This is a genomic window from Nonomuraea candida (assembly GCF_000725485.1).
Classification (GTDB): Bacteria; Actinomycetota; Actinomycetes; order Streptosporangiales; family Streptosporangiaceae; genus Nonomuraea; species Nonomuraea candida.
Genome location: NZ_JOAG01000064.1, coordinates 1 through 25224 on the forward strand (window position 1 = coordinate 1; position 25224 = coordinate 25224).

27 protein-coding genes are annotated in these 25224 nt (G+C 74.4%); 11 read left to right on the forward strand and 16 right to left on the reverse strand.

The annotated features are described in order from the left end of the window. Window positions 1–310: 310 nt before the first annotated feature. The 4 genes from IO39_RS59780 to IO39_RS59270 form a co-directional block, all read right to left on the reverse strand. Window positions 311–913: a hypothetical protein gene (locus tag IO39_RS59780; protein WP_211267343.1), complete on the reverse strand. Its 603-nt coding sequence runs from the start codon at window positions 911–913 to the stop codon at window positions 311–313. A gap of 281 nt (window positions 914–1194) precedes the next feature. After that, the gene (locus tag IO39_RS40000; RefSeq protein WP_043635596.1) at window positions 1195–1842 is read right to left on the reverse strand and encodes a response regulator; all 648 of its coding nucleotides are present in this window, start codon (window positions 1840–1842) and stop codon (window positions 1195–1197) included. A 70-nt stretch (window positions 1843–1912) separates the two neighbouring features. Beyond that, the gene (locus IO39_RS40005; RefSeq protein WP_245642551.1) at window positions 1913–2677 is read right to left on the reverse strand and encodes a histidine kinase dimerization/phosphoacceptor domain-containing protein; all 765 of its coding nucleotides are present in this window, start codon (window positions 2675–2677) and stop codon (window positions 1913–1915) included. Between the two features lie 90 nt (window positions 2678–2767). Then, the gene (locus IO39_RS59270) at window positions 2768–4543 is read right to left on the reverse strand and encodes a GNAT family N-acetyltransferase (protein ID WP_169789203.1); all 1776 of its coding nucleotides are present in this window, start codon (window positions 4541–4543) and stop codon (window positions 2768–2770) included. A gap of 35 nt (window positions 4544–4578) precedes the next feature. Here IO39_RS59270 and IO39_RS40015 point away from each other — a divergent pair, with 35 nt between their 5' ends. After that, window positions 4579–5460 (forward strand): LysR family transcriptional regulator, encoded by an 882-nt coding sequence (locus IO39_RS40015; protein WP_052423982.1) that lies wholly within the window; start codon window positions 4579–4581, stop codon window positions 5458–5460. 29 nt (window positions 5461–5489) lie between these two features. Here the strand turns inward: IO39_RS40015 and IO39_RS40020 are convergent, their stop codons facing one another. Both IO39_RS40020 and IO39_RS40025 read right to left on the reverse strand, forming a co-directional pair. After that, window positions 5490–5990, reverse strand: a complete 501-nt coding sequence (locus tag IO39_RS40020) for a hemerythrin domain-containing protein (RefSeq protein ID WP_043635598.1) — start codon at window positions 5988–5990, stop codon at window positions 5490–5492. An 80-nt stretch (window positions 5991–6070) separates the two neighbouring features. Then, window positions 6071–7249 carry an MFS transporter gene (locus IO39_RS40025; protein WP_211267344.1) on the reverse strand — a complete coding sequence of 393 codons (1179 nt, stop codon included), beginning with the start codon at window positions 7247–7249 and terminating at the stop codon, window positions 6071–6073. 102 nt (window positions 7250–7351) lie between these two features. Here IO39_RS40025 and IO39_RS40030 point away from each other — a divergent pair, with 102 nt between their 5' ends. Further along, complete coding sequence (locus tag IO39_RS40030; protein ID WP_043635601.1) at window positions 7352–7942, forward strand: TetR/AcrR family transcriptional regulator; 591 nt, start codon at window positions 7352–7354, stop codon at window positions 7940–7942. A gap of 31 nt (window positions 7943–7973) precedes the next feature. Here the strand turns inward: IO39_RS40030 and IO39_RS40035 are convergent, their stop codons facing one another. The 3 genes from IO39_RS40035 to IO39_RS55370 all read right to left on the reverse strand — a co-directional run bounded on the left by IO39_RS40035 (window position 7974) and on the right by IO39_RS55370 (window position 10198). Then, on the reverse strand, window positions 7974–8813 hold the full coding sequence (locus IO39_RS40035; protein ID WP_043635603.1) for an alpha/beta fold hydrolase: 840 nt from the start codon (window positions 8811–8813) through the stop codon (window positions 7974–7976). 75 nt (window positions 8814–8888) lie between these two features. Continuing rightward, entirely contained in the window at window positions 8889–9647 is a 759-nt protein-coding gene (locus IO39_RS40040; protein ID WP_043635667.1) for a class I SAM-dependent methyltransferase, read from the reverse strand. A gap of 260 nt (window positions 9648–9907) precedes the next feature. Continuing rightward, window positions 9908–10198 carry a hypothetical protein gene (locus tag IO39_RS55370; protein WP_157549601.1) on the reverse strand — a complete coding sequence of 97 codons (291 nt, stop codon included), beginning with the start codon at window positions 10196–10198 and terminating at the stop codon, window positions 9908–9910. Between the two features lie 171 nt (window positions 10199–10369). Here IO39_RS55370 and IO39_RS40045 point away from each other — a divergent pair, with 171 nt between their 5' ends. After that, window positions 10370–10939 (forward strand): GNAT family N-acetyltransferase, encoded by a 570-nt coding sequence (locus tag IO39_RS40045; RefSeq protein WP_043635605.1) that lies wholly within the window; start codon window positions 10370–10372, stop codon window positions 10937–10939. Between the two features lie 265 nt (window positions 10940–11204). Here the strand turns inward: IO39_RS40045 and IO39_RS40050 are convergent, their stop codons facing one another. Further along, window positions 11205–11657, reverse strand: coding sequence for a helix-turn-helix transcriptional regulator (locus tag IO39_RS40050; protein WP_245642552.1), 453 nt, complete (start codon window positions 11655–11657; stop codon window positions 11205–11207). Between the two features lie 120 nt (window positions 11658–11777). On the opposite strand from IO39_RS40050, the gene IO39_RS53515 reads away from it, so the two are divergent. The 6 genes from IO39_RS53515 (at window position 11778) to IO39_RS40075 (ending at window position 15912) form a co-directional block, all read left to right on the forward strand. Continuing rightward, entirely contained in the window at window positions 11778–11948 is a 171-nt protein-coding gene (locus IO39_RS53515) for a hypothetical protein (protein WP_211267345.1), read from the forward strand. 140 nt (window positions 11949–12088) lie between these two features. Beyond that, window positions 12089–12688: an RNA polymerase sigma factor gene (locus IO39_RS40055; RefSeq protein WP_245642553.1), complete on the forward strand. Its 600-nt coding sequence runs from the start codon at window positions 12089–12091 to the stop codon at window positions 12686–12688. Further along, window positions 12681–13679, forward strand: coding sequence for a CU044_5270 family protein (locus IO39_RS40060; RefSeq protein WP_043635609.1), 999 nt, complete (start codon window positions 12681–12683; stop codon window positions 13677–13679). Before IO39_RS40055 ends, IO39_RS40060 begins: the two co-directional genes overlap by 8 nt. Before the next feature lie 144 nt (window positions 13680–13823). Further along, window positions 13824–14657, forward strand: coding sequence for a TrmH family RNA methyltransferase (locus IO39_RS40065; RefSeq protein ID WP_043635610.1), 834 nt, complete (start codon window positions 13824–13826; stop codon window positions 14655–14657). Beyond that, on the forward strand, window positions 14654–15400 hold the full coding sequence (locus tag IO39_RS40070; RefSeq protein ID WP_043635612.1) for an rRNA methyltransferase: 747 nt from the start codon (window positions 14654–14656) through the stop codon (window positions 15398–15400). The genes IO39_RS40065 and IO39_RS40070 overlap by 4 nt, the downstream gene beginning before the upstream one ends. A 59-nt stretch (window positions 15401–15459) precedes the next feature. Continuing rightward, window positions 15460–15912, forward strand: a complete 453-nt coding sequence (locus IO39_RS40075) for a DUF6789 family protein (protein WP_043635614.1) — start codon at window positions 15460–15462, stop codon at window positions 15910–15912. A 64-nt stretch (window positions 15913–15976) separates the two neighbouring features. On the opposite strand, the gene IO39_RS40080 is transcribed toward IO39_RS40075, so the two are convergent. From IO39_RS40080 to IO39_RS40100, 5 genes are all read right to left on the reverse strand, one after another. After that, window positions 15977–16735 carry an ABC transporter ATP-binding protein gene (locus IO39_RS40080; RefSeq protein WP_043635616.1) on the reverse strand — a complete coding sequence of 253 codons (759 nt, stop codon included), beginning with the start codon at window positions 16733–16735 and terminating at the stop codon, window positions 15977–15979. Then, window positions 16732–17835, reverse strand: coding sequence for a FecCD family ABC transporter permease (locus IO39_RS40085; protein ID WP_043635617.1), 1104 nt, complete (start codon window positions 17833–17835; stop codon window positions 16732–16734). Before IO39_RS40085 ends, IO39_RS40080 begins: the two co-directional genes overlap by 4 nt. Beyond that, a complete protein-coding gene (locus IO39_RS40090; RefSeq protein ID WP_043635620.1) occupies window positions 17832–18842 on the reverse strand; it encodes an ABC transporter substrate-binding protein in 1011 nt (336 codons plus the stop codon). Before IO39_RS40090 ends, IO39_RS40085 begins: the two co-directional genes overlap by 4 nt. Before the next feature lie 361 nt (window positions 18843–19203). After that, window positions 19204–19806 carry a superoxide dismutase gene (locus IO39_RS40095; protein ID WP_043635622.1) on the reverse strand — a complete coding sequence of 201 codons (603 nt, stop codon included), beginning with the start codon at window positions 19804–19806 and terminating at the stop codon, window positions 19204–19206. A 190-nt stretch (window positions 19807–19996) separates the two neighbouring features. After that, on the reverse strand, window positions 19997–22450 hold the full coding sequence (locus tag IO39_RS40100; RefSeq protein WP_157549603.1) for an ATP-binding protein: 2454 nt from the start codon (window positions 22448–22450) through the stop codon (window positions 19997–19999). 3 nt (window positions 22451–22453) lie between these two features. Here IO39_RS40100 and IO39_RS58350 point away from each other — a divergent pair, with 3 nt between their 5' ends. After that, window positions 22454–22642 (forward strand): hypothetical protein, encoded by a 189-nt coding sequence (locus IO39_RS58350; RefSeq protein WP_043635624.1) that lies wholly within the window; start codon window positions 22454–22456, stop codon window positions 22640–22642. Between the two features lie 292 nt (window positions 22643–22934). Continuing rightward, window positions 22935–23840 (forward strand): RNA polymerase sigma factor SigJ, encoded by a 906-nt coding sequence (gene sigJ / locus IO39_RS40110; RefSeq protein ID WP_043635628.1) that lies wholly within the window; start codon window positions 22935–22937, stop codon window positions 23838–23840. On the opposite strand, the gene IO39_RS40115 is transcribed toward sigJ, so the two are convergent. Beyond that, window positions 23825–25147 carry an aspartate aminotransferase family protein gene (locus IO39_RS40115; RefSeq protein ID WP_043635630.1) on the reverse strand — a complete coding sequence of 441 codons (1323 nt, stop codon included), beginning with the start codon at window positions 25145–25147 and terminating at the stop codon, window positions 23825–23827. The two genes, sigJ and IO39_RS40115, sit on opposite strands and share 16 nt — an antisense overlap. Window positions 25148–25224: the final 77 nt, after the last annotated feature.

Sequence of the window (25224 nt, forward strand, 5' to 3'; positions counted from 1 at the left end):
GTGGCGGTCAGGGTCTCGGTGGGCGTCGGGGCCGGGGTCTGCCACCTGGGCACGACGGTGGCCCACCACTGCTTGGCCCGCCGCCACTCCCTGCTGCTCTTCGGGTGCAGCCGGAAGGGCTGCGACAGGTCGAGGACGTAGACGGCCGTCGCCGTCCGCCCGTCCGTCGTGGCCGGCTGCCCGCCGGCGGGAGACGTCTGCCCGTCGGTGGGGGTCGCCGGGGTGGCGGGTGGCGTCGGCGCGTCGGTGGGGCTCGTCGGCGGGGTGGTGGAGGTGGCTGTCTCTTATACACATCTCCGAGCCCACGAGACTAAGGCGCCGGCGTGCTGACGGTGGCCGTCACCGACACCCAGTCGCCCGGCGCGAGCTCCTCGTCGCCGGCGCTCTCCTCGTCCTGCCGGTTCCGGTCGCGGAAGAGCACCGGCCGGCGGGTGGACTCGTCGATCGTGTACGCCTGCTCGAAGCCGTCCTGGCTGCGTACCGTGAGGGAGTCCGCGGTGGCGGCGGTCACCTGGCCCGTCTGGGTGAGCAGGGTGACGGTGGTGCAGCCGTCCTTGGCGGTCACCGCGAACTCGCCGTGCATGGTGCCGATGAAGCCCCAGGGGTTGATCGGCGGCAGCTCGACGGGCGTGGGCAGGGGCGCGGGCGTCGCGGCATCGGTGGGCGTGGCGGCATCGGTGGGCGTGGCGGTCAGGGTCTCGGTGGGCGTCGGGGCCGGGGTCGTCGGGGCCGGGGTCTCGGTGACCGCGGGCGGCGGGGCGGGCGTGCCGGTGGCCGCCGAGGCCGTCATGGTCACGCTGAGGCCGCTCGTCGCCACGACCGTGACGGCCGCCACCTTGAGCAGTTGCCGGGAGACCCTCCCGGGGCGGGCGTGCTGTCGTTCCTGCGATCGGCCGGAACTCGTGGGCGTCACCAGGTCCTCCACTGGATCGGTGGGCTCGGATCGGGGGACAATGCCCTCCACGCGGCGAATCGGGCGCATGGCGGCTCGCGCCACGGCCGGTGTGCCGGGGCGTGGAGGGCGGGGCAGCTGATACTGGCGTCGTTTTGTCGTCGTAGGCGAACAGGTCGGACTACCGCGCCGGCACCGCCGTCCATGGTGCGGGTGCCCGGCGCGAACGCTAGCTCTGGTTGGACGTCGTACGGACTCGGTGGGTTCCCGCCACTTTCACCGCACTCGTCCGGTTAGTGGCGTCAGTCCGGGCCCACGAGCCGGCTCTCCCACGTCCAGGCCGCGATCTCGACCCGGTTGCGCACGCCGAGTTTGGCCTGGATGCCCGACACATGTCCCTTGACCGTACTGAGCGAGATGAACAGGTGGTCGGCGATCTCCTGGTTGGTGTGTCCTCGGGCGACCGCCTGCGCGATCTGGAGCTCGCGCGGGGTCAGGGGTTGCGCGGGCGCGCGGGCCGCGCCGCGGTCGCCGCGGGCGGTGAGGTGGCGCAGCAGCCGGAGGGTGATCGACGGCGAGATGAGCGAGTCGCCCGCGTACGCGGCCCGCACGGCCTCCACCAGCAGGCCGGGGCCCGCGTCCTTCAGCACGAACCCGGTGGCGCCGCCGCGCAGCGCGCCGTAGACGTACTCGTCGAGGTCGAAGGTGGTCACCATGACCACCCGGGCCGGGTCGCCGGCCAGCGCGCGGGCGACCCCGATCCCGTCGAGGCGGGGCATCTGGACGTCGACCAGGCACACGTCCGGACGGGTCCGGCGGGCCTGCTCGATCGCCGCCACACCGTCGCCGGCCTCGGCGACCACGACGATGTCCGGCTGGTCCTCCAGGATGATCCGCAGGCTGGCCCGGATCATCGCCTGGTCGTCGGCCAGCAGCACCCGGATGGTCACGGCCGCTCCCGTACGGGGGCCGTCATCGGCGTCCGCCGGTCGGGACGGTGGCGCGGCCGTACGGGGGCCGTCATCGGCGTCCGCCGGTGGGGACGGTGGCGCGGACCGCCCAGCCGGCCGGACCGGTGGAGGGGGCGCGCAGGAGGCCGACGACGTGGCGGGTCGCGGCCAGGGCCTCCGAGCCCGCGCTCTCGATGCCGGCCAGCGAGTCGTCCGTCCTTTGGGGGTGCTTGGCGGTGACGAGCCGGGCTGCCTGGGCCTGGAGCACGATGCTGGTGATGTGGTGGGCCACGACGTCGTGCAGCTCCCTGGCCAGTTCGAGGCGTTCTGCCCGCCGTACGCGCTCGGCGGCGGCGTGGCGGCGGGCGGCCAGGAGGCGCGGGACGAGCCCCATCACCAGGGCGGCGAGCCAGGACAGGCAGGCCGGCACCGGCACGGCGGAGGCCGGAGCGGCCAGGAGCGCGCCGACCGGCACGGCCAGCCCCGCGGCGGCGACGGCGCCGGCGGTGCGGGCGGGCAGCGTCCTGACCGCCCCGGCGACGAGCACCGCCAGGCCGAGAGCGGTGGCGGGGCCCGGTTCGGTGGGCAGGTGGGCGAGACGGGAGACGACGACGGCGAGCGCGGCCACGGCCAGGCCCGCCACGGCCGTCCACAGCCGGGCGCGGCGGCGGAACAGGGCGAGCAGGCAGACCTGGGCGCCGGCGAGCGCGCCGAACCACCAGTGGGCGGCGCCCCAGCTGCCGGCGATCCGGTGCGCCTGGAAGGCGATGGCCAGCGCCAGCCCGAGGCCGAGCCCGGCCTCGGCCACCACCTTGAACCGGTCGGGGACTTGCACGGGGTCCAGGCTAGGGCCTGGGGTGCGGGTGCTTGCACCGGCCGAAAGTACTGCTTGCCCGGCTCCACCGGTGCCGGCTCTCGTGCGCCGCTACGGGCGGCGGCGGTAGTGGTACTCGTGGGACGTGGTGAATCCGAGGCCGTCGTAGAGGGCGAGGGCGGCTGGGTTGTCCGCCTCGACCTGGAGGTACAGGCGGGTGGCGCCCTGGCGTTCCGACCAGCGGGCGGCGGCGGCCACGACCGCCCTCGCCACGCCCCGGCGGCGGTGGTCCGGGTGGGTGGCCATGCAGAACAGGCCCGTCCAGCCGTCCTCGGTGACCGCCAGGCCCAGACCGGCGGTGTCCTTGGCCAGCAGCACCGCCTTGGCGGTGATGCGGGAGATGACCTCCATGCCGGCGGTGTCGCCCTTCACGGCCTCGAACAGCGCGGCCCAGCGGTCGCGGTCCTCCACCTCCTCGGCCCGCCCCGCCGGTTCGGGGCCGGGGGCGGCGGCCAGCACGTCGCGGGTGGTGGCCGTCATGACGAGGGTCTCGCCCTCGCGGGTGTAGCCGCGTCCGGCGAGCAGCGCGTCGAGCTCCCGCAGGTGCCCGGCCGGGCTCACCTGCACGATCACGGGCAGTCCGCGCCGCTCGTAGAAGGACTCCATCCCGGCGAGCGTCTCCGGCGAGGCGATCGGCGGCGACGCGGTGAAGGAGTGGAGGCCGGCGTCCGGACCGAAGGCATCACGCGGTCCGGAAGTGGCGCCGGGGCCGGGGGCGGGTTTCGGTGCGGAGGCGGAGTTCGGACCGGAGGCGGCGTCGGCCCTTGGTCCGGAACCGGTGTCCGGGCCGGTGGGGGAGGCGGGGTAGGTGGTGAGGGGTGGCAGTGCGGTGGTCGAGGGGGAAACGGCCGGCAGGGGGAGGGCGGAGTTCGAGCGGCGGTTGCCCACGCCCGGCGTGTGGCGCAGGAGCCAGCCGTCGCGCTCCTCCGCGTGGCGGGCCGGCCAGGCGGTGGCGGCGCGCCGTTCGATCTGCCAGGGGCGGGAGGCGTGGCAGAGCCGGACGAGCTCGGGGACGAGGCGGCGCAGCAGCTCCTCGTCGCGGGGATCGGAGGGCGCGTACTCGGTGATGCCCAGGCCGACGATCTCGTGGCGGGCGGCCAGCGCGGCGACGGCCTCGGCCAGCTCCCTGGGGGACAGGCCGCCGGGTTCGGGGTAGCCGACGGACCTGATGCCGTCCAGGACGTCGAGGTCGACGTGCACGTACACGACCGCGTCCGCGTCGATGCCGGACAGGCCGCCGATGCCGGCCCGCCGGATGTGCTCGGTCTCGGCCGGGTCGAACGAGCGGGTGCCCGCCAGCGCGATCTGGCCGGGGCGCAGCGCGGGGGAGGGCACCAGGTCGGGCGGGCCCTCGCCCTGGAGGGTGCGCAGGATCATGCCGTGGAAGGCGCCCGAGGGGGAGCTCTCGGGAGTGTTCAGGTCGGGGTGCGCGTCGAACCAGGCGACGGCCAGGCGGTCGCCGTGCCGGCGCAGCGCGGCGGCGACGGGTTCGAGCTCGACGCCGCAGTCCCCGCCGACGGTCACGGTGAAGCCGTCCTGCGGCAGCGCCCGGCGGACCCGCGCGGCGGTCTCGGCGAGGGTGCCGCCGGTCTCGACCCGTACGCGGCGGGCCCCCGGCACCATGGCGGCCAGCCGGGAGGCGCCTTCGGCCAGCCCGGGCGCGGTGGGGGAGAGCGATCCCTGCCACTGGGGGATCTCGACGACGGTCAGCATGGTGTCCTCCTGGATCAACGGTGGCGGTGTCGCCCGGGCCGGATCACCGGTGATGGCGTCGCCCGGGCTCCATGCCAGGTGGCAGTGTCGCGCGAGCACTTCGGCAACGTCCACTTAGTAATGCTGAGGTGATCTGTAAGCTGGGCTTGATGTTGGATCCGACCCGGCTGTTGCTGCTGCGCGAGTTCGCCGAGCACGGCACGATGACCGCCGTGGGCGAGGTCTGCGGCATGACCTCCTCCGCCGTGTCGCAGCAGCTCGCGGCGCTGGAGCGGGAGGCGGGGGTGCCGCTGTTCGAGCGGGCCGGGCGCCGGGTCAGGCTGACGGCCGAGGGGCGGCGGCTCGTCGGTCACGCCCGTACGGTGCTGAACGCGCTGGACGCGGCCGAGCAGGACCTGCGGTCCGCCGCGACGCCGCGCGGCCCCGTACGGGTGGCGTGCTTCGCCACGGCGGCCGTCCACCGCCTGCTGCCCGCGATGGCCGCGGCCAGGACCCGCCACCCCGGCCTGCACGTGATCGTCCGCGAGCTGGAGCCGCGCGAGGCGGTCGAGGCGCTGCGCGGCGGCGACTGCGAGCTGGCGGTCGTCTTCACCTACAACCTGATCCCCGAGGACCCGCCGCCGGGGGTCTCACGGCGTTTCCTGGGCGCCGAGCCCATCCTGATGGCCCTGCCCGAGGGGCACCCGGCGGTGGCGGACGCGGTGGACCTGCGGCTGCTGCGCGAGGAGTCGTGGATCGCCGGCTCGCGCGGGACCAGCGACCACGAGCTGCTCGACCGGGTCTGCGCGCTGGCCGGGTTCCGGCCGCGGGTGGTGCACACGGCCGACGACTACGCCCTCGTGCTGCGGATGGTGCGCGAGGGGCTCGGGGCGGGCCTGGTGCCGGAACTGGTGGCGACGGTGGTCGGCGTGCCCGAGGGCGTCGTGCTGCGTCCGATCGCCACGACCGCGATCACTCGCACCACGCACGCGCTGGCGCGCACGCCGACCCCGGCCGTGAGCGCGGTCCTCGACCTGCTCGCCCCCACCTGACCGGCTGCCCGACGGGGCGGGGCTTCGGGTCAGGGCGCGGCGTCGCCGGTACGGAGGAAGCCGGGGCGGGACCGGCGCCAGCCGGGCACGTCGAGGTCGTTCAGCGCCGCCACGATGCGCTTCTCCTCGTAGACGAAGTGCGTCTCCATCAGCGCGGCGAGGCTGTCGATCTCGTGGCGGACCTTCGCGGGGTCGCCCCGCCGCTCGTCCAGGCCGTCGATGAGCGCCTGGAGCCGGCGCAGGGACTCCTCGACCAGCCGGTGGTCGCGGCGCAGCTCCTCCAGCACCGGCCCCAGCTCGGGGAAGCGGGCGGCGAGCGCGGGGAACGCGCCGTCGTCCTCGCCGGTGTGGTGCCGGTCGAGCGCCGAGCAGAAGCTCAGGCAGTGGGCGCGCAGGTCGCGGGGGCGGGCTCCGCCGGCGAGGTGGGCGTCGAGCTCCTCGCGGAGGGAGGCGAGCTCCTCGCGGAGCCAGAGGTGCACGCCGACGAGCTGGTTGCCGAACGCCGTCAGGCGATCGTGGGATGGTGTCACGTGAATTCCGAGGTCACCGCGCCTCCATGCCCTCGGCGTTCTCCTTGCCGGGTGCACCGCGACGCTGGCCAAGAGATCTATCACCGCGCCGGATTCCGGGTCAACCCGGCGTGGCGGCCGGCCAGCCAGAAGAGGGCGAGGGCGGCGAGCTCGACGGCGGCCGCGGCGGCGGGCAGCCGGCCGCTGCCGTGGCTCTCCAGGACGAGCCCGCCGATCGCCCCGCCGCCCGACACGCCGGCGTAGACGGCGCTGCTGTTGAGCGCGAGGGCCTGCGGCGCCGCCGGGCCGGCCAGGGCGAGCAGGCGGGTCTGCGCCGGCGGGGGGAGCCACCAGGACACGGCCGCCCAGGCCAGCAGCAGCGGCAGCAGCGCGAGCAGCGTGAACGGCCGCAGCAGCCAGCAGAGCGTCAGGGCCGCCATCACCGCGGCGAACGCGGCCACGCCCGTGATCAGCGCCGTGTCGGCGCCCCAGCGGTCGGCGGCCCGCCCGCCGAGCTGCCCGCCCGCCATTCCGGCGAGCCCGGCCAGCGCGAACACCCAGCCCAGCTCGCCCGGCCCCGCCCCGGACACGTCCCGCAGGAACGGCGCCAGATAGGTCAGCACCACCATGCTGCCGAGCGTGCTCGCCGCGATGCCGAGCAGGCCGAGCAGCACCGGGGGCCGGGCCAGGGGCGCCAGGCGGTCGCGGATCGGCATGGCGTCCGCCGGGGGAGTCTCGGGCAGCGTACGCGCGACCGCCACGAGCGCGACCAGCCCCAGCAGCCCGCCCAGCCCGAACGTGGCCTGCCAGCCGTACGCGCCGCCCACCCAGGTGCCGATGGGCACGCCGAGCATGAGCGAGCCGGTCAGCCCGCCCATCACCAGCGCCAGGTAGCGCCCCTGACGCCCGGGCGGGGCCAGGGAGGCGGCGACGGCGTACGCGGACGGCACGACGGCCGCCGCCGCGAGCGCGGCCACCACGCGCAGCCCCATGAGGACGGCGTAGGAGCCGGTGAACGCCGCCGCCCAGTTCGCCGCCACGAACAGCGCCAGCGCGCCGGTCATCAGCCGGCGCCGCGGCCAGGTGGCGGTCACCACGGACGCGACCGGCGCGCCCAGCGCGAAGGCCAGCGAGAACACGGTCACGAGCTGCCCGGCCGCCGCCTCGCTGACGCCGAGGTCCGCCGAGAGGGCCGGCAGCACGCCGGCGATCACGTAATCGTCGGTGGCGAAGGTGAACGTGGTGAAGACCAGCGCGAGCAGCCACAAGGGCGGACGCACCCGCGATGGGGCCTCCAGGGACATGGCACCCCCCGATTAAGGTAACAGTCGTTTCCCATTTAGGGTAACAGTCGTCACCCGAATGACGTCAAAGGGGTTGCCATGGCCAGGACCGCCGACCCGAACCGGCGCGGGGAGCTGCTCGACCAGATCGTCGACTACCTGGCGGGGCACGGGCTCTCGACGTTGTCGATGCGCCCGCTGGCCGAGCACCTGGGCAAGTCCACGCGCGTGCTCACCCACCACTTCGCCGACAAGGAGGCCCTGCTGGAGGCCACCCTGCAGCGGCTGGACGAGCGGCACCGGGCGTGGATGCGGGCCCTGCCCGGCTGGTCGGGCGCCGACAGCGTGGGCACCGTCATGCGCCGCGCCTGGGACTGGCAGACGCGGGAGGAGAACCTGCCCGTCGCCCGGCTGATCCACGAGATCGAGGGCCTGGCGGCGAGCGGCAGGCTGCTCGGCCACGTGCCACGGCTGCTGGCGGACCGGGCGGAGTTCGTGACCGGGCTGCTGCGCGAGCGGGGCGTGCCCGAGCCCGAGGCGTCACGCGTCTCGACGCTGGCGAACTCGGCGTACACGGGGTTGCAGCTCGACCTCCTCACCACGGGCGACCGCGAGCGCGTGGAAGCGGCCCTGGACCGGCTCTGCGCCCTGGTGGACGAATGGGTCGCCGCGGCACGCAGCCGGTCGTGACCGGGCCGTCCGGCTCCGTGCCCAGGCGTGCTCAGGCCAGGAAGCGCGCCGTCGCCGCGGCGAACCGGCCGGCGTCGTCCACCCAGGGGAAGTGGCCCGCCCCCGGCTGCACGACGCACTCCGCGGCCGGGAACAGCGCGGCGAAGGCGGCGGCCACGTCCGGCGGGGTGTTCAGGTCGTACTCGCCGGCCAGCAGCAGCACCGGGGCGGTGAACGCGGCCAGCGCCGCGCGGGTGGCGTCGGGGTCGAAGGCGCCCTCGGCCCCCCATGCCGCCGCGGCGGCGTCGTTGCGGTGGCCGTCCTGGGCGGCGTCGTGGGCCCGCGCCGCCGCGTCCCAGCGGCCGTAGAGGAAGGGGGTGATCGCCCGCCACCTCTCCCCGGTGGGCTCGCCGGCCACGATCGCCTCAAGGGCGGCGTACGCCTCGGGGAACCAGGGCTCGTCCTTGCGCAGCCGGGCGAGTCCGAGCCGGGCCTGGCCGGTGACCGCGAGGCCGACGGCCCTGACGCTCGGGGTGATCAGGGCGAGCCTGGAGACGCGGTGCGGGTGGCGGGCCGCGTACAGCACCGCGAGGTTCGCGCCGGCGCAGTGCGCGAGCAGGTCGAACCGGTCGAGGCCGAGGTGCTCGCGCAGCGCCTCGACGTCGTCGACGAGCCGGTCGCAGCGGTAGGAGGCCGGGTCCGCCGGCGCCGCCGACCGGCCGGCGCCCCGGGGATCCACCAGGATCAGCCGCCGGTACGCCGCCAGGCCGCCGAGGTCGCCCAGGTAGGCCGCGTCCTGGATCGGGCCGCCCGGCAGGCAGATCACGGGGTCGCCGGACCCGTGGGCGTCGTAGGCGAGGGCGGTTCCGTCATAGGCGGAGTAGGCAGGCATGGTGAGGAGCCTGGCAACGCCCTCCCCCCGGGGCAACCGGTTATCGCCTTCCGGAACCACCCATCACGCCGGGAGTCAGGAGGACGGGATGGTGTCCGGGGGGAGGCGGTAGACGGAGACGTGGGAGCGGGACTCGGCGGTGAACTCGGTGCCCGACCAGTCCGCGTGCCGGCTCTCCAGCTCGAACCCCGCCAGCTGCGCCATGAGGTCGAGTTCGGCCGGCCAGATGTAGCGGTGCGGGGTGCGGAACAGCTCGGCCGCGTGCCCGTCCTCCCCGAACCTGAAGTGGTGCGAGACCACCTGCTGGTGCAGCACGTCGTAGGTGTCGAGGCCGAGGTAGCCGGGCTCGCTGTGGAAGACCGTGGCCTGCGTGCCCGGCGGGAGCTTGCGCAGCTCGGGCACCCACAGCTCGATCACGAACCGGCCGCCCGGCGTGAGGTGGCGGGCGGCGTTGCGGAAGCAGGCGATCTGTCCGGCCTGGGTGAGCACGTTGGAGATGGTGTTGAAGACCAGGTAGACGAGGCTGAAGCGGCCCGGCGCGACGGCGGTCGTCATGTCGCCGGTGATCACCGGGATGGTCGCTTCGTCCACCTTCGTGCGGAGCTGCTCGATCATCGGGGGCGACAGCTCGATGCCGGTGACGGGCACCCCCCGGGCCGCGAGCGGCACGGCCACGCGGCCGGTCCCGATGGCGAACTCCAGCGCGCGCCCGCCCTCGGCGAGCGCGGCGAGCCGGTCCACGGTCGGATTCAGGACCTCGGGCGCGAACATGCCGGTGCCCGGCGTGTCGTAGCGCCGGGCGGTCTCGGCGTTCCAGATCTCCTCTTGACGCATGGCGCCCACGATGGCCGCGCCCGCCGGATGATGTCCACCGGTTTTCCCGCCGGTACGCCCGCCGCGCGGCCGCTGCCGGCACCCCCGTGACCTGCCCGTCTTGCACGGGCCCTTGCATCTGAGGATGTACTCGTCCTACTAGTCATGATCTACAACGTAAAGGACCTCGATAAGATAATTTTTCAGACTTAGCTACTAAAAACTAAGGCGCGCCCAAGAGAGGCGCCGATGGTCTCTCCCGGGCGCGCCTCTTCGCGGCGTCAGCTCCAGGGGGCCGGTGGGGTCGAAGGGGATGCCGCCGGGCTGGCGCGGCCGAGCTGGTACTCCATGGAGGCGGTGCCGATCTCCAGGCGGGCGCTGCCGAAGTCGGTGTGGTGGACGAACGCGTCGCGGAAGCCGGCGTCGCCGCCGGAGACGCCGGGGTGGCCGTTCCAGCCGATGAGGCGGGGTAGAACCAGCCGCCGGTGGCGTTCTCGATGGCGTCGTCGGAGGCGTTGGCGAAGCGGAAGGCGTGGGTGCTCGCGCCGTCCTTGTGGGGTCGCGGGTCGCATCGGTTGGTGCGGGGTGGGGGGCGACCGGTGGGTGCACGGGGGTGTGCCCGGTCGGGGTGGCGCCGGTGTCCTGGATGTGCTGAGGTCTCGGGGTTTTTGGAATGCCCGGTGGTGGGGATTTGTGCGAGGATCTTTCCGCGTTTGTCCTGGTTTCCGGGTGTGAGGTGACGGATGTTCGAGGTTTCTCTGGGTGACGACGGCGCGGTGTTGCGGCCTCTGGAGCCGTGGCGGGCGGAGGAGCTCCTGGCGCACATGGATCGGGGGCGGGAGTTCATCGGCCGGTACATCGCGTTGCCGGACTCGGTGACGGATCTGGAGTCGAGCCGGTCGTTCCTGCGGGCGTACGCGGAGAAGGCGGCGGCCGACACGGGGCGGATCTTCGGCATCTGGGCGGACGGCAAGCTGGTCGGGGGCGTGCTCTTCCGGACGATGGACGTGCCGCGGGGGCTGGCCGAGGCGGGTTGCTGGCTGGAGCCGTCGGCGGTGGGCCGGGGCCTGGTGACGCGGGCGGCGCGGGTGATCATCGACTGGGCGGTGGAGGAGCGGGGCATCCACCGGGTGGAGTGGCTGGCCGCGGCGAGGAACGAGGGCAGCATCGCGGTGGCGCGGCGGCTGGGCATGACGAGGGAGGGCGTGCTGCGGGAGAGCTATCCGCACCGCGGGGAGCGGCACGACGTGGAGGTGTGGGCGGTGCTCGCGCCGGAGTGGCGCGCGGCCCGCCGGGGGCCGGCGGCCGGCTGAGGCTGAGACCGGCGCTCCCGGCCGGGGCCGGTGAGTCGAGGCCTGTGTTCCCGGCCGGGGTCGGTGAGGCGGGGCCTGTGTTCCCGGCGGGGGTCGGCGAGGCGAGGGCGGCGAGGCGGGCCGGTGTTCCAGGTTGGCCTGGGCAGGCGGGGCCGGCGTTTTGCCGGCCCCGAGCGGTGAGGTGGGTGCAGGGGCGGTCGGTGGCCGCCCTGGGGGTGGTCAGCCGAGCCGGCCGGGCCGGCAGGAGCCGGCGGCGTCGGTGAGGTCAGGCGGTGGCCGGTTCCCGGTGCCTGATGGGCCTGGTCACCTGTTTGGCCACGCAGGAGGGCATTCCGGCGGTGGCGCGGGCGGCCTCGCGGCGGTAGGCGCTGGGCGGCATGCCGACGAGTTCGGTGAAGCGGGTGCTGAAGGTGCCGAGTGAGGAGCAGCCGACCTCGAAGCAGACCTCGGTGACGCTGAGGTCGCCGCGGCGCAGCAGTGCCATGGCGCGCTCGATGCGGCGGGTCATGAGGTAGGAGTAGGGCGATTCGCCGTAGGCGCGGCGGAACTCGCGGCTGAGGTGTCCCGAGGACATGTTCACGCCGCGGGCCAGCGCTTCGACGTCGAGCGGCTGGGCGTACTCCCTGTCGATGCGGTCGCGGACGCGGCGCAGGCGCGCGAGGTCGCGCAGGCGCTGCCGGTTCGCGGCCTCGTCGGTCGTGGCGGATTTGGAAGGCACCTTCCCCATTCTCCCCGGCCGGCTCCCGGCTCGTCCACTCGGTGGGGGATCTTCCCGCAGCGCCGGCGGTGGTTCCGGGGGAGCGGATGGAACCGGGCCGTCCGGGCCGGGAAGATCACGGTGCATCGGCTCGATCCGGCCACCCATGTCGGGCGGCACAGCTACATCAGCCCGGAGGCGCGGCTGCCCGACGGCCGCAGCCATCTGGAGCGCACCACCGACACCGTGGTCGCGCTCGTCCGCGCCTGCCGCGCCGCGACCGCCGCCGCCGGGGAGGAGCACGCGCCGTGAGCCGCCGGGCCGCCCCGGCGGTGCTCGCCCCGGCGGTGCTCGCCCGTGGCAGCGCGTTCGTCCCTGGTGGTGCCGGCCGGCGAGAACCCGTTTGCCCGCATCGGGGGATAGGGGGTGACGAGGATTCGCGATTGGAGCACATGATCTTGATGACAGACCTGGAGTCCGACGACGCGGAGGTGATGGCACGTGCCCGCCAGGACCCCGCCGCGTTCTCGGTGCTGTTCGACCGGCACGCCCCCGAACTGCACCGGTACGTGACCAGGCGCTTGGGCGATTCCCTGGCCGACGACATCGTCGGCGAGACGTTCCTGGTGGCGTTTCGGCGGCTGGGCCGCTACGACACCTCCCACCGCGACGCCCGCCCCTGGCTGTACGGCATCGCCGCGAACCTCATCCACAAGCACCGGCGCGCCGAGGTCAGGGCCTACCGGGCGCTGGCCAGGAGCGGTGTGGACGAGGTTGCGGAGAGCTACGCGGAGCGGGTGGAGGCGCGGGTGTCGGCGGGGGCGGCGCACCGCAGCCTGGCCGGTGCGCTGACGCTGCTGTCGGCGGAGGACAGGGAGGTGCTGCTGATGGTCGCGTGGACGGATTTCACCTACGAGGAGGTGGGCAGGGCGCTGGGAATCCCCGTCGGCACGGTGCGCTCCCGGTTGCACCGTGCCAGGAGGAAGACCCGCGCCGCTTTGGGCGGGGTCGACCCGTCGGCTGTCGAGGAGAAGGGGAAGGCCCGTGGATGATCTGAAGCTGCTGGGGGAGCTGCGGGCGGATGCCCCGGCGCCGGACGCCGCCCGCCTGGATCGGCTGCGTCGCCGCATCGAGGTTGCGAGCGTGCCGCGGCCGGTGACGCGGCGGCGGTTCTGGGTGGCCCCGTCGATTCTGGCGGCGGCGACGGCTGCCGTCGGGACGATCGCGCTTCTGAACGGTGTCGAGCGGCCTGCCGTTTCACCACCCGTCATCGTGGAGACGGTTCCCGTGCGGGCCGAGGTGGTGCTGCGACAGGCGGCTCTCGTGGCCGAGCGGCGCCGGGCCGGTGACGCGCCACGTGCCGACCAGTGGATGTATCGCAAGGTGGTCGTCAAGCAGTCTGGCCAGGACACCCCCACGCTCCAGGAGTACTGGACCAGGTACGACGGTGCCGAGCAGGCGTTCCGCGAGAACGGGGGGCGGATGGAGGGGCACGCCATCGAGCCCGACCCGGACGACGACGACCTCGCCCCGCGGGAGTACGCCGCCAAGCTGGCCCGCCTGCCCACCGATCCGGACGCGCTGCTGGCCCACGTCAAGGGTGACCGGCACTGGAAGGTCAAGGCGGAAGACGACCCCGTCGGTGCGGAGAGCGCCGACGCGCGGGCGTTCCGGGTGCTGTCGGTCTACCTCGACCAGCAGCTCCCCATGCCGCCCAAGCTCGAAGCGGCGATCTTCAGGGCGTTCGCGAAGATCCCGGGCGTTCGCGTGGACATGGGTGTGCATGACGCGGCGGACCGGGCCGGGATCGGTATCAGCTACGACGGCGGCAACCAGCGGGACGCGGAAGGGCGGCTTGTGTCGCGGTCCTACGTGGTGCTGGACGCCGGCACGTACCGCTACCTCGGCAGGCGCGTGGACAACCTGCAAGACGACATCCTCGATGGCGAGATCCTCTCCAGGAAGGGCACCTCCTACGCCAGCGCCGAACTGGCCCGTGGGGTGGTCGAGGAGCCGGGGCAGGTGCCGGCTCAGAGGTCCTGATCCGTGAGAGGAGGCGGGCGGCGGCCGATCGTCCGGCGTGGTGCGTCCCACTAGGCTAGGAGGAACGCGGACGTGAGGGGCGGTCTGTCACCGTTCGCGCGGTGGTGATCGTGTCGTGCAGGCCGTGGTGAGGTCGGGAGATCGGTGTCGGGGGAGTTGCGCATCTCGCGCGCGAACGCACGGTTCCAGCAGTGGCAGGCGCTGCTGGGAAACCGGTCCAAGCGGCAGCGGGCCGGGGAGTTCCTGGTCCAGGGGGTGCGGCCGATCAGTCTGGCGGTCGAGCTCGGCTGGCCGGTGCGCGCGCTGATCTACGACGCCGACCGGCCGCTGTCGCAGTGGGCGGTCCAGACGCTGCAGGCGGCCGGCGGCGAGCGGGTGGCGATGGCCCCCGAGCTGCTGCGGGAGCTGGGTGGCAAGGACGACGACGTGCCCGAGCTGGTGGCGGTGGTGGAGCTGCCGGGTGACGATCTGTCCAGGATCGAGGTGGGGCCGTCGTTCCTGGGCGTGGTGTTCGACCGGCCCAACAGCCCCGGCAACGTCGGCACGATGGCGCGTTCGCTGGACGCGTTCGGCGGCGCCGGCCTGATCGTGACGGGGCACGCCGCCGACCCCTACGACCCCCGCTCGGTGCGGGCCTCCACCGGGTCGTTGCTGGCGCTGCCGGTGGTCCGCACCCACTCGCACCGCGAGGTGCTGGAGTGGGCGGCGCGGCTGCGCGCCCGGGGCCTGCCGCTGACCGTGGTCGGCACCGACGAGCACGGCGCCGACGACATCGCCGACCTCGACCTGACCGGCCCGACCCTGCTGGTCGTCGGCAACGAGACCACCGGGCTGAGCGCGGGATGGCGGCAGGGCTGTGACACGATGGCGCGCATCCCGATCACCGGCTCGGCCAGCTCGCTCAACGCCGCCAACGCCGCCACCGTGGTGCTGTACGAAGCCGCCCGCCAGCGCAACCGCCGGGCGGCGGGGGCGTGACCTATCGTCACGCCACCGTCAGAGGCGACTACGAGCGGCTGGCCAGCGGTGCGGTGCTGCATTCGGCCCCCGGGTTCCCCGCCTTCCCGGTGCGGCCGGCCAGCGAGATCTTCCAGCGCGCGCTGGCGCTGCGCGGCGGCGACCGTCCCGCCGTGTTGTGGGACCCGTGCTGCGGCAGCGGCTACCTGGTGACCGTCCTGGCGCTGCTGCACCGCCGGCGGGTCGCCTCGGTGCTGGCCTCCGACGTCGATCCCGGGGTGCTGCGGCTGGCCGGGCGCAATCTCGGGCTGCTGACCGGGGCCGGCCTGGCGGGCCGGGCCGCCGAGCTCGACGAGCGGGCCGCCCGGTTCGGCCGGCCGTCGTACGAGGCGGCGGCGCGGGCCGCCCGCGAGCTGGCCGCCGCTCTGGCGGCCGGCGGCGGTGACGTGCCGCACGCGGTGCGCCGGGCCGACGTGTTCGATGCGGAGGCGCTGCGCCGGGCCCTGGACGGCGACCCTCCGGCCGCTGCCCCCGACATCGTGATCACCGACGTGCCCTACGGGGAGCAGACCCACTGGCGCGGGCCGGGCGCGGCGGCCGGGATCGCGGGCCTGCCGGCCGCCCTGACGGCCGTGCTCGCGCCGGGCGCGGTGATCGCGGTGACGGTGCGGGGCCGCAAGGTCCCGGTGGACGGCGGGCCGCGCCCCAGCGCCTCCTTCAAGATCGGCACCCGGGCCATCGCGTTGTTCCGCGTGGCGGGCTGACGGAACGAGGACGGCGGGGGCGGGCGTTTCCGCGGCGGGCTGCGGGGCACCCGCCTTGCATGATGCGTGAACTCCTGAAAGGCGCAGTCGGTGGTGCCGTCGCGACGGCGGCGATGAGCGCGGTCATGGTGGCGGGCAGCCGTGCCGGTCTCATGCCTGACCAGCCGCCCAAGCGCATCGCCCGCGCGGTCCTGCCCGGCCAGCGCCACCGGCCCAAGACCGGCGAGGGTGTCGCGGGCGCGCTGGCCCACTTCGGCTTCGGCGTCACGGCCGGCTCCCTGTACGGCACGCTGAGCAGGGGACACCGCCTCCCCGTGGCGGCCGGGGCGGGCTACGCGCTGGCCATCTGGGCCTCCAGCTATCAGGGCTGGGTCCCGAAACTGGGCATCCTGCCCCCGGCCTCGCGGGACCGGCCCGGCCGCCAGGCGGTCATGGTCGCCGGCCACCTGGTGTACGGGGTCACCCTGGCGTTGATGGTGAACCGGCTCAACGCCCGCGCCGCCACGCCGTGACGGGCGGCGGCCGGGCGGTCATCGGTCTCTTAGAGGAGGACGGCCGGGGAGGACGGCCGGGGAATCACCCGTCCTCCTCCTTGAGCCGTTCGAAGACGAGCTGGGTGCGGCGCACGGCGCGCACGGTGTACACCTGGGAGATCAGCTCGGGGGTGAGCACCTGGTCCGGCGGGCCGCCCGCCAGCACGCGGCCGGCGCTCATGACGTACAGGCGGTCGCAGAACGCGGCGGCCTGGTTGAGGTCGTGCAGCACGGCCAGCGTGGCCAGGCCCAGCTCGGCGCCCAGCTCGCGCACCAGGTGCAGGATCTCCAGCTGGTGGCGGACGTCCAGGTGGGAGGTGGGCTCGTCGAGCAGGAGCAGGCGGGTCTCCTGCACCAGGGCGCGGGCGACGAGGGCGCGCTGCTTCTCCCCGCCCGACAGGGTGGCGTAGATGCGCTCCTGCGCGCCCGCCAGGCCGACCCGGTCCAGGGCCCGCGCGCACCGCTCCTCGTCCTCGGCGGCGGCGCGCTCGTACGGGGTGCGGCCCATGAGCACCACCTCCCCGACGGTGAAGTCGAGCTCGGCGGGCGTCTCCTGGGCGACGACGGCGGTGCGCCGGGCGGACTCGCGCCAGGACAGGCCGTGCACGTCATCGCCGTCCACGGTGATGAGCCCGGACGCCGGCCGCAGCGCCCGGTAGATCGTGCGCATCAGGGTGGACTTGCCGCAGCCGTTCGGCCCGACCAGGCAGACGAACTCGCCGTCGTCCACCAGCAGGTCGGCCTCGTGCACGATGGGGCGGCCGTCGAGGTGCACCGACACGCCCCGCACGTCGAGCCTCATCCGACGGTCACCGCCCGGTCCACGGAGCGGCGGCGCAGCAGCCACAGGAAGAACGGCACGCCGAACAGCGCGGTGACGATGCTCAGCGCCAGCTCCTGCGGCGCGTTGATGGTGCGCGCCGCGAGGTCCACGAGCTGCAGGAACGCCGCCCCGAGCAGCGCGGTGACGGGCAGCACCCGGCGGTGGTCGGCGCCGACGAGCAGGCGGGCCGCGTGCGGCACGATCAGCCCGACGAACGCGATCGCGCCGCTGGTGGCCACCAGCACGCCGACCAGCAGGGAGGTCAGCACGAAGAGCGTGATCCGCAGGCGGTGCACGTTGACGCCGAGGGAGACGGCGGTCTCCTCGCCGGCGGTCAGCGCGTTGAGCTGCCGGTGCTGCAGCAGCAGGTAGACCAGGCCGGCGGCCAGGACGGCCGTGGGCAGCGGCAGCATCTCCCAGCGGGCCCCGCCGAGGCTGCCCATCAGCCAGAACAGCACCTGCTGGGCCGCCCGGCCGCTCTGGGCCTGCTGGAGCACGAAGCTGTAGAGGGCCTGGAAGAGGTAGGCCAGCGCCACCCCGGCCAGCACCAGCCGGGACGGCGTGATCTTGCCGGAGCGCTGCGCCAGCACGTACACCAGCCCCAGGGCCAGCAGGGAGCCGGCGAAGGCCGCGCCCGACAACGACAGCCCGCCCAGCGTCCCGGCGCCCAGGATGAGCACGAGCACCGCCCCGAACGAGGCGCCGGAGGAGATGCCGAGCAGGAACGGGTCGGCCAGCGGGTTGCGCACCAGCGCCTGCAGCACCGCTCCGACCACCGCCAGCCCGGCCCCGACCAGCAGCGCCAGCAGCGCGCGCGGCAGCCGGAACTCCCAGACGATCTGCTCCTGCACCGGCGTCCAGGTGTGCGGGACCAGGCCGGGCACCAGGCGGTCGGCGACGATGCCCCACGTCTGCGGCAGCGCGACGGGCACCGCGCCGATGCTGACGGCCAGCCACGTCGCGGCGACCACGGCCACGGCCAGCGCGGCGACGAGCGCGGTGTACCGGGCGCGCCGGCGGGGCCGGGCGCCGCCCGCGGGCTTGGCCGGGGCGCGCTCCTGCCGGGTTTCGCTGGTCATGACGTGAACGCGTCGGGGTGCAGGAAGCGGGCGATGTCGACGATCGCCAGGAGGTTGCGGTAGCCGGGGTGCTGGGCGGCCACCGGCACCGGGAGCACCCGCTTGTCCTTGGCGGCGGGGCTGTTCCTGGCGATGGACAGGGCGTCGGCGGTCTTGGCCTCGATGCTGGGCATCGTCTCGCCGCGCAGGGTGGCGTACTCGCTGACCAGGATGGCCTCGGGCTGCGCGGCGCTGATCTGCTCCACGCTGACCTCGGTGTAGTCGCCCTTGACGCCGGCCAGCACGTTCTGCCCGCCGGCGGCGGTGATCATCTGGTTGGTGATGCCGGAGCCGCCGTAGGCGTTGATCGGCCCCTTGCCGCCGTCGGTGGCCAGCACCTTGACCGGCGGCCGGCCGGCGACGCGGGCGCGGACGTCGTCGAGCTTGCCGCGCAGCTCGGCGACCAGCTTGTCGGCGCGGTCGGAGACGCCGAAGATCTTGCCGAGGTTCTGCAGGTCGGTGAAGGTGTCGTCGAGGGTGAACTCGAGCGTCTCCTCCGGGCTGCACCAGCCGCCGAGGATGTAGACGGGCGAGCCGGCGGCGTCGAGCTCCTCCACGGTGGCGTAGCCGCCGCCGGCGTCGAAGCTGGCCATCGCGTTGTCCAGGACGAAGTCCGCGCCCTGGGCGAGCATGACCTCCTTCTGCGGCAGCATGATCGTCGAGGAGATCTCGGGGATCTTGTCGTAGATCTCCTTCTGGCCGGGCAGGAACGCGCTCTCGGAGAAGTTCGTCCGCCCCTTGATCCGGTCGCCGAGGCCGAGGGCGGCCAGGGTCTCCAGGGCGGGGTGGTAGCCGGTGACGACCTTGGCGGGCGGCTTGTCGAAGGTGAGCTTGCGGCCGCAGTTCTCGACGGTGACGGGGAAACCGGCCTGCGGCGCGGCGGCGGGGGCGGCTTGCCGGGCGGCGGGCGCCTGCCCGCAGGCCGTCAGCGTCAGGACCGCCGTGGCCAGGGCGAGCAGCTTCCTCATGATCCGGCTCCCGCCCGTGACGGTGCGCTGTCGCGAGTGGGCGGCGTGGGCGGGGTGGTGCGGGGCGGGCGGATCATGCGGTGCGTCTCCGGAAAGTGCGACGTGGGACGATTGCTACTGGCACCGCCATTCTGCCCATACGTCGCAATTGCCAGCAAATTGCATGAAGCCTCCCAGTACGCCCGGGGCGTGAAGGGATGGCACGGGCGTTGGGAGGCGTGTCCGTGGCGATGCCGGAGCCGTACGGGGCCGCGCCCGTTCTGTGCGGCGGGGAGAGGCGGCGTTTGCGGGGTGGGAGAGGGCGGCGCCCGCCTGGCCCCGCGGACCAAGCTCAGGTCAGGCGGGCGTCGCCGGCATCAGGCTAGACGCCGCGGGCGGCGTCGTAGCGGGCGATCACGTCGGTCCAGTTGATCAGGCCCCACAGTTTCTCCACGTAGTCCGGGCGGACGTTGCGGTACTGCAGGTAGTAGGCGTGCTCCCAGGCGTCGAACACCAGCAGCGGGGTGGTGTTCATGCCGACGTTGCCGTGGTGGTCGTAGACCTGCTCGACCACCAGGCGGCGGCCGAGCGGCTCCCAGGCCAGCACGCCCCAGCCGGAGCCCTGCACGGTCGCCGTGGCCGTGGTGAGCTGCTTCTTGAAGGCGTCGAAGGAGCCGAAGTGCTCGGTGATCGCCTCGCCCAGCTCGCCGTCGGGGCGGTCGCCGCCGTCGGGGGACAGGTTCTGCCAGAAGATCGTGTGCAGGACGTGCCCGGACAGGTTGAACGCGAACGTCTTCTCCAGCCCGACCAGGCCCCCGAACTCGCCCTTGTCGCGCGCCTCGGCCAGCCGCTCCAGGGTGTCGTTGGCGCCCTTGACGTAGGCCGCGTGGTGCTTGGCGTGGTGCAACTCCAGGATCTCGCCGGTGATCGCGGGCTCCAGGGCCGCGTAGTCATAGGGCATGTCGGGGAGGGTGTACTGACCCATGGCTGACTATCCTCCAAAGATTATTAGTTGCAAACTCTTTGCAACAACCATAGCCCCGCAACTGGTTCGCGTCATGCGCGGCAGGCCGAACGGCTCATGTCCTGTACGGCGGGCCGGCCGGCCCGCGTCATGCGCGGCACGCCGGCGACGTCCCCGGCCCGGCGCCTCCGGGGCCGGGCCGGGGATCCGCTCAGGAGGGTTCCGGGGGCGTCTCCTGGAGGCCGGCGAGGTGGGTGCGGATCGCCGCGGCGCTGGTCTCCTCGTCCTCCGTGTGCTCCAGTCCCAGGGCGGTGAGGACGGACAGCGCCCGGCGCCAGTGATGACCGGCCTGCTCGCGCCGGCCGAGCGCGTGGTAGGCGTGGGCCAGGCCGTCGTGCGCCCGCGCCTGGTCCCGCGGCTGGCCGAGCCCGGTGGCCAGGTCCAGGGCCGCACGGTGCCTGCCGAGAGCCCCGCGCGGGTCCCCGAGCGCCCCGGCCAGCCGGCCCAGCCCCTGCAGAGCCTCGAACTGCCAGTTGCGGTTGCCGATCCGCCGCGCGATCTCCAGCGCCTCCCCGTACGCCTCACCGGCCTGCTCGTGACGCCCGAACCGCAGGTGGATGGCGCCCAGCGAGATGACGATGCCCAGCGTGGTGACCATGTCGACGTCCACGCTGCGGCTGCCGATGGAGCGGCTCAGGTTCAGCGCCAGGGTGAAGCAGGCCGTCGCCTCCTCGTAGTTCCCCCGCAGGCGCTGAATGTGCCCGAGCCCGCTCAGCGCCCGCAGCTCCCCGGTCGGATGGCCGATGGCGCGGGCCAGCTCCATCGCCCGGGTGAACGCCTCGGCGGCCTGCGCGTGCCGTCCCTGGTCCCGGGCGATCCAGCCCCGCCCGGCCAGCGCCTCCATCTCGCCGACCCGGTGGCCCGCCGTACGGGCCAGGGCCAGGGCCTGCTCGAAGCAGTGCACGGACTCGGCGTAGCGGCAGCCCAGCCGGTGGAGGTGGCCGAGCCCGATCAGGGCCCGCAGCTCGCCCACCCGGAGCCGCGTGGTGCGGGCGATCTCCAGCGCGTACGTGAAGCCGTCGAAGGCCTCGGCGTTGCGCCCCTGGCCCCGGTAGACCTCGCCGAGACCCAGCAGGGCGGTCAGCTCCCCGGCCGGGTCGCCCGCCCTCCTGGCCACGACCAGCGCCAGGCCCAGGACGGAGGCCGCCTCGTCGTACCGGCCCCGGTTCCACAACCAGCGCTGCAGGGCCGCCGACAGGCGCAGCACGTGATCGGGCCGGCCGTGATCGGCCGCCAGCCGTACCGTGGCCAGGAGATTGCCCGCCTCGGCCTCCAGCCAGGCCGCGGCGCCGGCGGGCGCGGGCCGGTCCAGGGAACGGGACGGGGGTAAGGGAGAGCCGGTCGTCCCGGGCGGGGTGGCGGGGGGCGTGGCGGCCTCGTAGGGGTACAGGGCGTTCATGGCCGCCGTCACCGCGTGGCCGTAGTGGTCGAACAGGCGGGTCAGGGCGGCCCGGCGCGCCGCCTCGCCCTCCTCGGCCGCCGCCGCCCGCCCGGCGTGGTCGCGTACGAGGTCGTGGAAGCGGTAGCGGCCGAGCTCCGGCTCCTGCAGCAGGTGCACGTCGATCAGCCGTTCGAGGACCCGCCGGGCGGCGGGCACGTTCACGCCGAGGAGGGCCGCCGCCGCGCCGGCCGCCAGGTCGGCGCCCGGATGGAGGCTCAGCAGCCGGTAGGCCCGCCGCTGCTCGCCGGTGAGCTGCCTGAAGGACAGCTCCAGCGCCGCGGTGACGCTGCGCTGCCCGGCCTCGAGCTCGCCCAGGCGGTCGTCCTGCTCGCGCAGCCGCTCCAGGAGATGGGCGACGCTCCAGGCGGGGAAGGCCCGCAGCCGGGCCGCGGCCAGCCGGATCGCCAGCGGGAGCAGCCCGCACAGGCCCACCAGCTCGTCCAGCGCCCTGCCCGGCGTGCCGGCCAGCCGCTCGTCACCCGCGGTACGGGCGAACAACGTGATGGCGTCCGCCACCGGCAGGACGTCCAGCGACACCGTGTGCGCCCCGTCCAGGCCGGTCAGCCGCCGCCGGCTGGTGATCAGCACCCGGCACGCCGGGCCGCCCGGCAGCAGCGGCCGCACCTGCTCCTCGCTGACGGCGTTGTCCAGGACGATCAGGACCTTCCGGTCCGCCAGCAGGCTGCGGTACAGCGCGGCGCGATCGTCCGGGTGGGAGGGGATCTCCTCACCCGGCACCCCCAGGGCGCGCAGCAGGCGGCCGAGGGCGTCCCCCGGCTCCACCGGCTCGACCCGCGGATGGCAGCCGTGCAGGTCGAGGAAGACCTGCCCGCCGGGGAAGCGCGGCGCGAGCCGGTGGGCGGCGTGCACGGCCAGGGCGGTCTTCCCGATCCCCGCCATCCCGTCGATCGCCATGATCCGCACACCCCCGCCGGTCTCCACGGCGGCCCCGGCCACGGCGGCCCTCAGGCCGCTCCCGGCCCCGGCGGCACCCACGGCGCCCCCGGTCTCCACGGTGCCCCCGGTCTCCACGGTGCCCCCGGTCGCGGTCTCGGCTTTCGGCTCCGGGGCGGTTTCCGTTCCCATGGCGTCCAGGAGCGCCAGTTCGGCCGAGCGGCCCACGAACACCGGCACATCCGCGGGTAGCTGGCGCGGCGTCGACACGCCGTGCCCCGGCGCGGCGCCGCCCGGCCCGGCGGGGACGGCCGCGGCGCCGGGAGCCGGCGCCGGGTCGTCGGGGCGTCGTTCTCCGACCGGGACGCGCTGCTGACCGGCACGGGACGGCGCGCCCCGACCCTCGCCGAGCGGGCCGAGCTGGGCGACCTGGCCAAGCGGCTCCCGCTCGTCCTCGGCTGAGCCCCGCCGAACCGCCCGCACACGCCCCGCGCCGCCGCACACGCACCTGGCCGCCCGCCTGCGCACCGGGGCGTTCGCCTGCGCACCCGGGCGTCCGGCCGCGCCGACCCCGTACGTGATGCCGCTCACATTCCGGCGGACGCGTCACACTCCGGGCGCTCCCGCGCTCTCAGGAGGCGTGAGCGAAGGAGACCCGCGATGACCCAGGCGACGACCCGCGCGATGACCCACGCGATGACCCACGCGACGACCACGCCCCGGACCGGCGCGGGACCGGCGCGGGCGGCCCGCCATGCGTGAGACCGGCGCGGCAGCCGGAGCGGCCGGGGCGGCCGAGGTGTTCGCCGGGCACCGCGAGCTGTTGTTCTCGATCGTCTACAACATGCTCGGCACCGTCGGCGACACCGAGGACGTGCTGCAGGAGACCTGGCTGGCCTGGTCGGGGCGCGACCCGGACACGATCGGCAACCCGCGCGCCTACCTGGTGCGCATCGCGGTCAACCAGGCGCTCGCCCACCAGAGCGCGCTGCGCCGGCGCAAGGAGACGTACCTGGGACCCTGGCTGCCCGAGCCGCTGGTCGCCGCGTCCGACGCGGCCGAGCCGGCCGTGCGGGCGGAGTCGGTGTCGATCGCGCTGCTGGTCGTGCTGGAGACGCTGACGCCGCTGGAGCGGGCGGTGTTCGTCCTGCACGAGGTCTTCGCCTACCAGCACACCGAGATCGCCGCCATGCTGGACCGCAGCCCCGCCGCGATCCGGCAGCTCGCCCACCGGGCCCGCGAGCACGTGCGGGCCCGCCGCCCCCGCGCCCGCGTCGACCGGCGCATCCACCGGGAGGTGACCGAGCGCTTCATCGAGGCCGCGTTCGGCGGCGACCTGGCCGCGCTGATGGACCTGCTCGCCCCCGACGTCACCCTGTGGCCCGACGGCGGCGGCAAGTCGCCGGTCGGCGCGCCCCGCCCCATCCACGGCCGGGACAAGGTCGCCAGGACCCTCGTCACCGGCGCGCGCACCACCCACGGCGTGCGGATCAGGTACCGGCAGGTCAACGGCGACCCCTCGGTGGTGGTCTTCACGAAGGACGCGCCGTTCGCGGTGATGGTGCTCGACCTCGACGCCGCCGGCGCGCGGGTGCACGACGTGTACGTCGTCAGCAACCCCGACAAGCTCGCCTCCATCCCGCCTCAGGACCCGGAATGACCCCCGGCGGCGGCGTCGAGCACGGCCTTGAGCGACGCCTCCAGGATGTCCATCCCGGCGTGCAGGTCGTCCTCGGCGATCGTGAGCGGCGGGGCGATGCGGAAGATGCCCCCCATCCCGGGCAGTTGCACGATGTTCATGTGCAGGCCGCGTTCGAGGCAGGCCGTGGTGATCGCCTGGCCGAGCGCGTCGGCGGGTGCCTTGCCGCGCTTGTCCCGGACGAGTTCGAGCCCCTGGAGCAGGCCCCGGCCGCGGACGTCGCCGACGACCTCGTGGCCGTCGCGCAGCGCCAGCAGCCGTTCGGTGAGCTGCCCGCCCAGCCGCGCGGACCGCTCGACCAGGTTCTCGCGTTCGATGACGCGCAGCACGGTCAGCGCGACGGAGGCCGCCAGCGGGTCGGAGACGTGCGTGGTGTAGAAGAGGAAGCCGCGCTCGTGGCAGACCTGCTCGATCCGCTCCGTCGTGACGACGGCCGCCACGGGCAGCCCGGCGCCGAGGGTCTTCGACAGCGTCAGGAGGTCGGGGACGACGCCGTCGCGCTCGAACGCGTACATCGTCCCGGTGCGCCCCAGGCCCGTCTGCGCCTCGTCGAGGATGAGCAGCATGCCGCGCTCGTCGCACCGCTCCCTGAGACGGCGCAGGTAGCCGGGCGGCAGGTCGATGATCCCGCCCGAGGACAGGACGGGCTCGACGAGGCAGGCCGCGAGGCTGCCGGCGGACTGCCGGTCGACCAGGGCGAAGCCGTAGTCCAGCTCGGCCTCCCAGTCGTAGGAGCCGTCGGGGGAGCGGAACGGCGAGCGGTAGGCGTTCGGCGTGGGCAGCACGAGGTTGCCCGGCGCGGGCGGGCCGTAGCCGCGCCGGCCGGCCGAGAAGGTCGCCGAGGCCGCCCCCTGGGTCATGCCGTGCCATGAGCGGTCGAAGGAGACGACCTCGTAGCGGCCGGTGGCGAGCTTGGCCATCTTGATCGCGGCCTCGTTCGCCTCGGCGCCGGTGGTCAGCAGCATCATCTTGCCCAGCGCGGGCGGCAGCGTCGCGGTGAGCGCGGCGGCCAGCTCCAGCAGCGGGGGGCTGAGCATGCCGCTGTAGAGGTGGTCGAGCGTGGCCGCCGCGGCCGAGACCGTGGCCACGACGTCCGGGTGCGCGTGGCCGAGGATGGCGCTCATCTGGCCGGAGGTGAAGTCGAGGATGGGCCTGCCCTGCCGGTCGTAGACGTAGGAGCCGGCCGCCCGCTCGATGACGCGCGGGGTGAAGGCGGCTCCGTAGCGGATCAGGAGGCGGTCCGCCTCGTCCCAGAACGTCGCGTCCATCGCCGCTCCTCTCCACCGGGGACGGCGCCGCGTCCCGTGCCGGATGCCATCTTCGATCACACGCGCGAGCCGGAACA

Coding starts and splice junctions, on each gene's coding strand:
- IO39_RS40075 (WP_043635614.1), top strand. CDS start 15,460: ATGATGCGTGAACTCCTGAAAGGCGCAGTCGGTGGTGCCGTCGCGACG.
- IO39_RS40115 (WP_043635630.1), bottom strand. CDS start 25,147: ATGGACGCGACGTTCTGGGACGAGGCGGACCGCCTCCTGATCCGCTAC.
- IO39_RS55370 (WP_157549601.1), bottom strand. CDS start 10,198: ATGCGACCCGCGACCCCACAAGGACGGCGCGAGCACCCACGCCTTCCG.
- IO39_RS40095 (WP_043635622.1), bottom strand. CDS start 19,806: ATGGGTCAGTACACCCTCCCCGACATGCCCTATGACTACGCGGCCCTG.
- sigJ (WP_043635628.1), top strand. CDS start 22,935: ATGCGTGAGACCGGCGCGGCAGCCGGAGCGGCCGGGGCGGCCGAGGTG.
- IO39_RS40030 (WP_043635601.1), top strand. CDS start 7,352: ATGGCCAGGACCGCCGACCCGAACCGGCGCGGGGAGCTGCTCGACCAG.
- IO39_RS40090 (WP_043635620.1), bottom strand. CDS start 18,842: ATGAGGAAGCTGCTCGCCCTGGCCACGGCGGTCCTGACGCTGACGGCC.
- IO39_RS40045 (WP_043635605.1), top strand. CDS start 10,370: ATGTTCGAGGTTTCTCTGGGTGACGACGGCGCGGTGTTGCGGCCTCTG.
- IO39_RS40080 (WP_043635616.1), bottom strand. CDS start 16,735: ATGAGGCTCGACGTGCGGGGCGTGTCGGTGCACCTCGACGGCCGCCCC.
- IO39_RS40035 (WP_043635603.1), bottom strand. CDS start 8,813: ATGCCTGCCTACTCCGCCTATGACGGAACCGCCCTCGCCTACGACGCC.
- IO39_RS40055 (WP_245642553.1), top strand. CDS start 12,089: ATGATCTTGATGACAGACCTGGAGTCCGACGACGCGGAGGTGATGGCA.
- IO39_RS40085 (WP_043635617.1), bottom strand. CDS start 17,835: ATGACCAGCGAAACCCGGCAGGAGCGCGCCCCGGCCAAGCCCGCGGGC.
- IO39_RS40015 (WP_052423982.1), top strand. CDS start 4,579: ATGTTGGATCCGACCCGGCTGTTGCTGCTGCGCGAGTTCGCCGAGCAC.
- IO39_RS40040 (WP_043635667.1), bottom strand. CDS start 9,647: ATGCGTCAAGAGGAGATCTGGAACGCCGAGACCGCCCGGCGCTACGAC.